The sequence below is a fragment of the Citrobacter sp. CK199 genome (assembly GCF_030333285.1).
In the GTDB taxonomy this organism is placed as follows: Bacteria; Pseudomonadota; Gammaproteobacteria; order Enterobacterales; family Enterobacteriaceae; genus Citrobacter_B; species Citrobacter_B koseri.
The window spans coordinates 257,267-267,172 of sequence record NZ_JAOWGF010000024.1 but is presented as its reverse complement, the minus strand read 5'-3'; the positions used below and the strand labels follow the sequence as shown (position 1 = coordinate 267,172).

General features: G+C 50.5%; 8 protein-coding genes and 2 tRNA genes. 4 read left to right on the top strand and 6 right to left on the bottom strand.

Features of this window, described 5'->3' with window-relative positions; genetic code table 11:
- Positions 1-210: 210 nt before the first annotated feature.
- From OGX75_RS05420 to OGX75_RS05405, 4 genes are all read right to left on the bottom strand, one after another.
- A tRNA-Tyr gene (locus OGX75_RS05420) sits at positions 211-295 on the bottom strand.
- A 36-nt stretch (positions 296-331) separates the two neighbouring features.
- Positions 332-416, bottom strand: a tRNA-Tyr gene (locus OGX75_RS05415).
- A 158-nt stretch (positions 417-574) separates the two neighbouring features.
- On the bottom strand, positions 575-1,417 hold the full coding sequence (gene purU / locus OGX75_RS05410; protein WP_104868603.1) for a formyltetrahydrofolate deformylase: 843 nt from the start codon (positions 1,415-1,417) through the stop codon (positions 575-577).
- Positions 1,418-1,469: 52 nt separating this feature from the next.
- A complete protein-coding gene (locus OGX75_RS05405) occupies positions 1,470-1,925 on the bottom strand; it encodes a YchJ family protein (protein WP_200053783.1) in 456 nt (151 codons plus the stop codon).
- Positions 1,926-2,036: 111 nt separating this feature from the next.
- Between OGX75_RS05405 and rssA the strand changes: the two genes are divergently transcribed.
- The 3 genes from rssA to galU all read left to right on the top strand — a co-directional run bounded on the left by rssA (position 2,037) and on the right by galU (position 5,156).
- Positions 2,037-2,942, top strand: coding sequence for a patatin-like phospholipase RssA (gene rssA / locus OGX75_RS05400; RefSeq protein WP_012132192.1), 906 nt, complete (start codon positions 2,037-2,039; stop codon positions 2,940-2,942).
- 90 nt (positions 2,943-3,032) lie between these two features.
- The gene (gene rssB / locus OGX75_RS05395; protein ID WP_012132193.1) at positions 3,033-4,046 is read left to right on the top strand and encodes a two-component system response regulator RssB; all 1,014 of its coding nucleotides are present in this window, start codon (positions 3,033-3,035) and stop codon (positions 4,044-4,046) included.
- Between the two features lie 201 nt (positions 4,047-4,247).
- Positions 4,248-5,156 (top strand): UTP--glucose-1-phosphate uridylyltransferase GalU, encoded by a 909-nt coding sequence (galU, locus tag OGX75_RS05390; protein ID WP_012132194.1) that lies wholly within the window; start codon positions 4,248-4,250, stop codon positions 5,154-5,156.
- Positions 5,157-5,283: 127 nt separating this feature from the next.
- Here the strand turns inward: galU and hns are convergent, their stop codons facing one another.
- Positions 5,284-5,697: a histone-like nucleoid-structuring protein H-NS gene (gene hns / locus OGX75_RS05385; RefSeq protein WP_012132196.1), complete on the bottom strand. Its 414-nt coding sequence runs from the start codon at positions 5,695-5,697 to the stop codon at positions 5,284-5,286.
- 541 nt (positions 5,698-6,238) lie between these two features.
- Between hns and tdk the strand changes: the two genes are divergently transcribed.
- Positions 6,239-6,856 (top strand): thymidine kinase, encoded by a 618-nt coding sequence (gene tdk / locus OGX75_RS05380; protein ID WP_049011365.1) that lies wholly within the window; start codon positions 6,239-6,241, stop codon positions 6,854-6,856.
- Between the two features lie 167 nt (positions 6,857-7,023).
- Here tdk and adhE read toward each other — a convergent pair whose 3' ends face one another.
- On the bottom strand, positions 7,024-9,699 hold the full coding sequence (adhE, locus tag OGX75_RS05375; protein WP_049011363.1) for a bifunctional acetaldehyde-CoA/alcohol dehydrogenase: 2,676 nt from the start codon (positions 9,697-9,699) through the stop codon (positions 7,024-7,026).
- Positions 9,700-9,906: the final 207 nt, after the last annotated feature.

Genomic DNA, 9,906 nt, shown 5'->3' with positions numbered 1-9,906 from the left:
TGGTGGGGGAAGGATGACTCGGCGCGTTGCTAAACCCTGCTTCGGCAGGTTTTTTTATGCCTGTTTGCCGGATGGCGGCTGCGCCTTATCCGGCCTACGATCGGACATAACATGTGGTTATGTGATCATGTAGGCCCGGTAAACGGAGTGCCACCGGGCAAAATATGGAGTACAGGAATTTAATTTGGCTGGGGTGCAACAGATAAATAATGGTGGTGGGGGAAGGATTCGAACCTTCGAAGTCGATGACGGCAGATTTACAGTCTGCTCCCTTTGGCCGCTCGGGAACCCCACCAGGGGTAATTCAAATTGTAGAGGTCTTGCGAAGAGATGGTGGTGGGGGAAGGATTCGAACCTTCGAAGTCGATGACGGCAGATTTACAGTCTGCTCCCTTTGGCCGCTCGGGAACCCCACCACGGGGTAATGCTTTGTACTGGCCTGCTTCCTGTTGGGAAGCGGGGCGCATCATATCAAATGACACGCCGCTGTAAAGCATTCCTTTGCTTAAAATGAACTGTTTGCGTACTTTTCATCCGTAACGGAGTAAAGCTAATCAATTCATATCGTTGACGATTACAGAATGATGGTGCGATTCCCGTAAACAAACACACGCTGGGCCAGCACTTTATACAATGCACGGCTTAACACATTCTTTTCAACATCACGCCCTGCACGCATCATATCCTCAGCCGTATAGGTGTGATCGACATGAATTACGTCCTGCATAATGATCGGGCCTTCGTCCAGATTATCGTTCACGTAGTGCGCGGTAGCGCCGATAATTTTCACGCCACGCTCATAAGCCTGATGGTAAGGACGTGCGCCAATAAAAGCCGGCAGGAACGAATGGTGAATATTGATAATCTTATTCGGGAAGCGGGAAACGAATTCCGGCGTCAGGACGCGCATATACTTAGCCAGCACGACATAATCAGGCTGGTGCGCATCAATGGCGTCCGCCATCTGTTTATCGTGCTCGTCGCGCGTTAACCCTTCGTGGCTGACCAGTTCGAAAGGAATATCAAAACGTTCAACCAGAGGTCGCAGGGTTTCGTGGTTGCCGATTACGGCGGAAATCTCAACGTCGAGCCCGCCATAGTTGGCTTTCATTAACAGATCGCCCAGACAATGCGCTTCTTTGGTGACCAGAATGACGATGCGGCGACGCCCGGCAGGATTCAACTCGCGCACCGAACCTTCCGGTAATGCGCTGTCGAGATCGGCAAGCAGCGTGACATCATTAAAAATGCCTTCCAGCTCTGTGCGCATAAAGAAGCGCCCGGTCCGGTGGTCAACAAATTCGTTGTTTTGCACGATATTGAGTTCGTGCTTGTAGCAGATATTTGTAATACGCGCGATGAGGCCCTTCTGATCGGGGCAGATAGTACGCAGAACTTTTCGTTGTAGTGAGTGCATTACCGGGTAAATCCTGTTTAATGTGTTTGCTGTATCAGCACTGTCAGGCGTTTTAGCCGCAGCACTTTTTAAATTTTTTGCCGGACCCGCAGGGGCAGGGATCGTTTCGACCAAACTGGGGGCGCGTACCGTCAATATAGTACCACTGACCGTTTTCTTTTAAGAAACGCGAACGTTCAATAATCGCGCCGGGTGTTCCCTGTTCGATAAAACGGGCCACAAAACTGACATACCCTGTGTTTTCCGCGTCTGACCCGCTCTCTTCAAAAATGGTCAACCCAAGCCACTCAGTATTGGCGAACCCCGCGACAATATCGTCCCGAAAGGCGGTTGCACCACATGCGGGATGCCAGGTTCTAATCAGGTAATTTGCGTCTTTCATCACAAAAGCGCAGTAGCGAGAACGCATGAGATGTGACGGATCGGGTGCAACTCGCTCACCGGACACAATAGGGCCGCAACATAGGCTATACTCGACAGCGCTACCGCAGGGACAAAGCTGAGACACAATCATCTCCCTGGATAAAAAAAACGGCGTACAAACGCCAGGGTAGCGCTATGTTAACCGAGTGGTGACGATGTTGCTACGTCTGGAAGTCAGGGGAAGTTTTTACGTACGATGAGAAAAATTAAAATAGGGCTGGCGCTAGGTTCCGGCGCCGCAAGAGGATGGTCGCATATTGGTGTCATCAAAGCCCTGAAACACATGGGCATTGATATCGATATCGTGGCGGGATGTTCAATTGGTTCGCTGGTTGGCGCCGCATACGCCTGCAATAAACTGCCCGCGCTTGAACAGTGGGTGTGCTCATTCAGTTACTGGGATGTCCTGCGCCTGATGGATCTCTCCTGGCGCAGAGGAGGGTTGCTGCGCGGCGAGCGCGTCTTCAATCAGTACCGGAACGTTATGCCGGTACTGGATTTTGAACAATGCACCCGACGTTTTGGTACGGTGGCGACCAACCTGAGTACAGGGCGAGAATTGTGGTTTACCGAAGGCGACCTGCACCTTGCGGTTCGCGCGTCTTGCAGTATGCCTGGCCTGATGTCCCCGGTGGCGCATAACGGCTACTGGCTGGTGGATGGCGCCGTCGTTAACCCTGTTCCCGTTTCTCTGACGCGTGCGATGGGCGCCGATATTGTTATTGCGGTCGATCTTCAGCACGATGCGCACCTCATGCAGCAAGATCTTCTGTCTTTGAATGTCAGCAATGATAACGACGAGAGTGATGATTCGCTCTCCTGGCATGCGCGTTTGAAAGAACGCCTCAGCAGCATGACTTCACGCCGTGCGGTCACCGCGCCAACGGCGATGGAGATTATGACAACGTCCATTCAGGTGCTGGAAAACCGCCTTAAACGCAACCGAATGGCAGGCGACCCGCCGGATATTCTGATTCAACCGTTCTGTCCGCAAATATCCACGTTGGACTTCCACCGTGCCAGTGCCGCTATTGCTGCGGGACAACTGGCGGTAGAGAAAAAGATGGACGAACTTTTGCCTTTGGTGCGTACCGACGTTTAACGCACCTTTTATACACACTTAAGCAAATTCTGACAGGCGCGAGCGGCAATAGCATGCCACTATTTACTAAAGCCAGTCAGGGGAGAAAACATGACGCAGCCATTGGTCGGAAAACAGATTCTTATTGTGGAGGACGAGCCTGTATTTCGCTCGCTTCTGGATTCGTGGTTTTCCTCTTTGGGAGCGACAACGGCACTGGCGGGCGATGGTCTTGACGCCCTGGAGTTACTGGGAAGTTTTACGCCTGATCTGATGATCTGCGATCTTGCGATGCCAAGGATGAACGGTCTCAAACTGGTAGAGCATTTACGTAATCGGGGCGATCAGACCCCCATTCTGGTTATCTCGGCGACAGAAAATATGGCAGATATCGCCAAAGCGCTGCGACTGGGCGTTGAGGACGTCCTGCTAAAGCCAGTGAAAGATCTCAATCGTCTGCGGGAAACCGTCTTCGCCTGCCTCTATCCCAATATGTTTAACTCTCGGGTTGAAGAAGAAGAACGCCTGTTTCGGGACTGGGATGCGATGGTTGATAACCCGGTGGCGGCAGCAAAGCTGTTGCAGGAGTTGCAACCTCCGGTTCAGCAGGTTATCTCGCATTGCCGAATCAATTACCGCCAACTTGTTGCGGCAGACAAACCCGGCCTGGTGCTGGATATTGCGCCGCTGTCTGATAACGATCTCGCTTTTTATTGCCTCGACGTGACGCGGGCAGGGGATAATGGCGTACTGGCCGCGTTATTACTGCGGGCGCTATTTAATGGCTTATTGCAGGAACAGCTCGCTCATCAGAATCAGCGTTTGCCGGAACTGGGGGCGTTATTGAAACAGGTCAATCATCTGCTTCGGCAGGCGAATTTGCCGGGACAGTTTCCGCTATTAGTGGGTTATTACCACAGCGGTCTTAAAAATTTGATACTGGTTTCAGCAGGCCTGAATGCGACGTTAAATACCGGTTCTCACCAGGTACAGATCAGTAATGGCGTTCCGCTGGGCACATTGGGCAATACCTACCTGAACCAATTAAGCCAACGCTGCGAGTCATGGCAGTGCCAAATTTGGGGCGCGGGCGGGCGTTTGCGTCTTATGTTGTCTGCGGAATGAGCAAATGAAAAGGCAAAGTGAAATTGATTTACCCGCCTTTCTCTGTGGGTGCTACTATCAGCGCCAGATTATACGTATTTGTCTTAATTATACTAACACGCATCCTTTTCGGAACTGAGGCTTGTACCAGTGCTGATATACTCGGATGCGATACAGATTGATGAACACGTTCAATACATGAACAGTCCAGGAGATTTTTAAATGGCTGCCCTAAATTCGAAAGTCAAAAAAGCCGTTATCCCGGTCGCGGGATTAGGAACCAGGATGTTACCGGCGACGAAAGCGATCCCGAAAGAGATGCTGCCGCTGGTTGATAAGCCATTAATTCAGTATGTCGTGAATGAATGTATTGCTGCGGGCATCACTGAAATTGTGCTGGTGACGCACTCTTCCAAAAACTCGATCGAAAACCATTTCGATACCAGCTTCGAGCTGGAAGCTATGCTGGAAAAACGTGTTAAGCGTCAGCTGCTGGAAGAGGTGCAATCTATTTGCCCTCCGCACGTAACGATTATGCAGGTGCGTCAGGGGCTGGCGAAAGGCCTGGGTCATGCCGTATTGTGCGCGCATCCTGTTGTTGGTAATGAGCCCGTCGCGGTGATTCTGCCGGACGTTATTCTGGATGAATACGAATCCGATCTGTCTCAGGATAACCTTGCTGAAATGATTCGTCGTTTTGACGAAACCGGCTGTAGCCAGATTATGGTTGAGCCTGTTGAAGATGTTACCGCGTACGGCGTTGTTGATTGCAAAGGCGCGGCGCTGGCACCGGGCGAAAGCGTGCCGATGGTTGGCGTTGTAGAGAAGCCGAAAGCGGATGTCGCGCCGTCTAATCTCGCGGTAGTTGGCCGTTATGTCCTGAGCGCGGACATCTGGCCTCTGCTGGCGAAAACCCCTCCGGGAGCGGGCGACGAAATTCAGCTGACCGACGCGATTGATATGCTGATCGAAAAAGAAACGGTCGAAGCCTACCATATGAAGGGCAAAAGCCACGACTGCGGTAATAAATTAGGTTACATGCAGGCGTTCGTTGAATATGGCATCCGTCATAATTCTCTGGGCGCTGAATTTAAAGCATGGCTTGAAGACGAGCTGGGTATTAAGAAGTAAGCGGTATAATCTGAAAGGCGCGGCGCTGTTTAACAGCGCCGTTTTTTTTGCCCTGAACAGACGAGGTATGAGGGAAGGGCAAAAAAAATCCCGCCACTGGCGGGATTTTAAGCAAACATATTCCGAATTATCCCTTGATCAGGAAATCGTCCAGTTGTTTACCTTGTTCTTCCATCGCTTTTTTGATCACTGCCGGTGTACGACCCTGGCCAGTCCAGGTTTTCGTTTCACCGTTTTCATCAACGTAGCTATATTTAGCCGGACGAGCAGCGCGTTTAGCTTTAGTGCCAGATTTAACGGCAGCCATGCTATTCAGCAGTTCGTTCGGATCAATACCGTCGGCAATCAGCATTTCACGATATTGTTGCAGTTTACGGGTACGCTCTTCAACTTCAGCTGCGGCGGCGCTTTCTTCTTCGCGACGCTCGTTAACAACAACTTCTAATTTTTCCAGCATTTCTTCAAGCGTTTCCAGGGTACATTCTCTTGCCTGTGCACGAAGAGTACGGATGTTGTTCAGAATTTTAAGTGCTTCGCTCATTGTAGTAATCTCAAACTTATATTGGGGGTGGTTTGTTGAGCTAATAATAGAGCGATAAATTCAGATGTGCAATAGCCTGGAATGTAAGGAATTCAAAATTGCTCTTTATTAAGTACAGATATTAATTATCCCATCTTAAATTTTTCTTGAAGAACCGCACAAAAAAGAGCTTATTGGCAACGAGGTTACTCATGGCATAACGTTAAAATTCCAGGATTTTAGTCACATTTTATCAGGGTGGAATAGGCTGTCATTGCAGTAATTTCAACCTTTTGTATTAGTTTCCCTTACGGGAAAGTCCTAATACGTTGCCACATTTATGAGGAAGCGTAACAATAAGTATGAGCGCCCGGTTATGCGATGAGATGATAAGCAGCATTGATGAATATCTTAGGCACAATTTGTGAAGGAATGTGTATAACCGAACGATGTTTGCTCAATTCTTTATACTGGAGGCGTGACGAGGCGCCCCCGACATGCCGGTAAATTATGATACAATCCCGCCCAATCTTTATTTCAGCCAGGTGAGGGCCTGCTGCCAATGGCACAGCTATATTTCTACTATTCGGCAATGAATGCGGGTAAGTCGACTGCATTGCTGCAATCTTCATACAATTATCAGGAACGCGGGATGCGTACCGTTGTATATACAGCGGAAATTGATGACCGCTTCGGCGCCGGTAAAGTCAGTTCGCGTATCGGTCTCTCCTCGCCAGCAAAATTGTTTAACCAAAATTCATCGTTGTTTGAAGAGATTCGCGCCGAGAATGCGCAACAGACAATACATTGCGTTCTGGTTGATGAGTGTCAGTTTTTGACTCGCCAGCAGGTGTACGAATTATCTGAGGTTGTTGACCAACTGGATATTCCGGTGTTGTGTTACGGGTTGCGTACTGATTTTCGTGGCGAGTTATTTGGCGGCAGCCAATACTTACTCGCGTGGTCAGATAAACTCGTCGAATTAAAGACAATCTGTTTCTGTGGCCGTAAGGCAAGCATGGTATTGCGTCTTGATCAGTCTGGCAGACCTTATAATGAAGGGGAGCAGGTTGTGATTGGTGGGAACGAGCGTTATGTCTCCGTATGCCGCAAGCATTACAAAGAAGCCCTTGCCGAAGGCTCCCTGACGTCGATTCAGGAGAAACACCGCCACGCGTGATTGCGTGCGTTCTGTAGGCCTGATAAGGCGCTTGCGCTGCCATCAGGCAACCCCTCTACAACATTACGCAGAACCTGTAGGCCTGATAAGGCGCTTGTGCCGCCATCAGGCAAAAAAAAGCCCCCCGAAGACGGGGGCTTTTTCAGAATGTCGCCTGGGCTAACGAATTAAGCAGATTTCTTCGCTTTCTTGTCAGCTTTCGGTGCGGTAGCTTCTTTCTTCGCAGCAACTTCACCTTCAGTGAATTCACGGCCGTAGTAGGTATCCAGCAGAATCTGTTTCAGCTCGGAGATCAGCGGGTAACGCGGGTTAGCGCCGGTGCACTGGTCATCGAATGCATCTTCAGACAGCTTGTCTACATGAGCCAGGAAGTCAGCTTCCTGCACGCCAGCTTCACGGATAGACTTAGGAATACCCAGCTCCGCTTTCACGCTTTCCAGCCATGCCAGCAGTTTCTCGATCTTAGCGGCAGTACGGTCGCCCGGTGCGCTCAGACCCAGATGGTCGGCGATTTCTGCATAGCGACGGCGAGCCTGCGGACGGTCATACTGGCTGAACGCAGTCTGCTTGGTCGGGTTGTCGTTCGCGTTGTAACGGATAACGTTACAAATCAGCAGGGCGTTTGCCAGACCGTGCGGAATGTGGAACTGAGAACCCAGTTTATGCGCCATAGAGTGGCACACACCCAGGAAGGCGTTCGCAAACGCGATACCGGCGATAGTCGCTGCACTGTGAACGCGTTCACGCGCTACCGGGTTTTTAGACCCTTCGTGGTAGGACGCTGGCAGGTTTTCTTTCAGCAGTTTCAGTGCTTGCAAAGCCTGACCGTCAGAGAACTCAGATGCCAGTACGGAAACGTAGGCTTCCAGAGCGTGAGTGACCGCATCCAGACCACCGAAAGCACACAGAGACTTCGGCATGTCCATAACCAGGTTCGCATCGACAATCGCCATATCCGGCGTCAGCGCATAGTCTGCCAGCGGATATTTCTGACCGGTCGCATCGTCGGTAACAACAGCAAACGGCGTTACTTCAGAACCGGTACCGGAAGTGGTAGTGATTGCGACCATTTTCGCTTTCACGCCCATTTTCGGGAACTTGTAGATACGTTTACGGATGTCCATAAAGCGCAGCGCCAGTTCTTCGAAGTGGGTTTCAGGATGTTCGTACATGACCCACATGATTTTCGCCGCATCCATCGGGGAGCCGCCGCCCAGCGCGATGATCACGTCTGGTTTGAAGGAGTTCGCCAGCTCTGCGCCTTTACGAACGATAGTCAGCGTCGGATCAGCTTCAACTTCAAAGAAGACTTCAGTTTCAACGCCAGCCGCTTTCAGCACGGAGGTGATCTGGTCAGCATAGCCATTGTTGAACAGGAAACGGTCGGTCACGATGAGCGCACGTTTGTGGCCATCAGTAATCACTTCATCCAGCGCGATTGGCAGAGAGCCACGGCGGAAGTAGATAGATTTCGGAAGTTTGTGCCACAACATGTTTTCAGCTCGCTTAGCAACGGTTTTCTTGTTGATCAGGTGTTTCGGACCAACGTTTTCAGAGATGGAGTTACCACCCCAGGAACCACAACCCAGAGTCAGGGAAGGTGCGAGTTTGAAGTTATACAGGTCGCCGATACCACCCTGAGAAGCCGGGGTGTTAATCAGGATACGCGCGGTTTTCATCATCTGACCGAAGTAAGCAACGCGTTCTGGCTGGTTGTCCTGGTCGGTGTACAGACAGGAGGTATGACCGATACCGCCCATTGCAACCAGTTTTTCTGCTTTATCAACAGCGTCTTCGAAGTCTTTAGCGCGATACATTGCCAGCGTCGGAGACAGCTTTTCGTGAGCGAACGGTTCGCTATCATCAACAGCCGTTACTTCGCCGATCAGAATCTTAGTGGTTTCTGGTACGGTGAAGCCAGCCAGTTCAGCAATTTTATATGCCGGTTGACCAACGATAGCCGCGTTCAGCGCGCCATTTTTCAGGATAACGTCCTGAACGGCTTTCAGCTCTTTGCCTTGCAGCAGGTAGCCGCCGTGGCTGGCGAAACGTTCGCGAACTGCGTCATAAACGGAGTCAACAACAACAACGGACTGTTCAGATGCACAGATTACGCCGTTATCGAAGGTTTTGGACATCAGTACGGAAGCCACAGCACGTTTGATATCTGCTGTTTCGTCGATAACAACCGGCGTGTTACCTGCACCAACGCCGATAGCCGGTTTACCAGAGCTGTATGCAGCTTTAACCATGCCCGGACCGCCTGTCGCCAGGATCAGGTTGATATCAGGGTGGTGCATCAGCGCGTTAGACAGTTCAACGGAAGGTTGATCGATCCAGCCAATCAGGTCTTTCGGCGCGCCCGCAGCGATAGCCGCCTGCAAAACGATGTCAGCCGCTTTGTTCGTTGCATCTTTGGCGCGCGGATGCGGAGAGAAGATGATTGCGTTACGCGTCTTCAGGCTAATCAGAGACTTAAAGATCGCAGTAGACGTCGGGTTAGTGGTCGGTACGATACCGCAGATGATACCAATCGGTTCAGCAATGGTGATAGTCCCGAAGGTGTCGTCTTCAGACAGCACACCACAGGTTTTTTCATCTTTATAGGCGTTATAGATGTATTCGGAGGCGAAGTGGTTTTTAATCACTTTATCTTCGATGATACCCATGCCGGATTCGGCAACGGCCATCTTAGCGAGGGGAATTCGAGCATCTGCGGCAGCCAGAGCGGCGGCGCGGAAGATTTTGTCAACCTGTTCTTGAGTGAAACTGGCATATTCACGCTGGGCTTTTTTCACACGCTCTACGAGTGCGTTAAGTTCAGCGACATTAGTAACAGCCATAATGCTCTCCTGATAATGTTAAACTTTTTTAGTAAATCATCTGCTCGATACGAGAGTATAGACAGATTGACGAAAGTTTGTATAACAGTCTGAAAATCAAACGGTTACTTAACGTCCATTTCGCTCTGATTTACTAAAAGAGCTTAAGCGATAGCGTTATCTAACTCTAACGCGTTACCTCCAGGTGGCGTAAGCAAGGTTACTCAC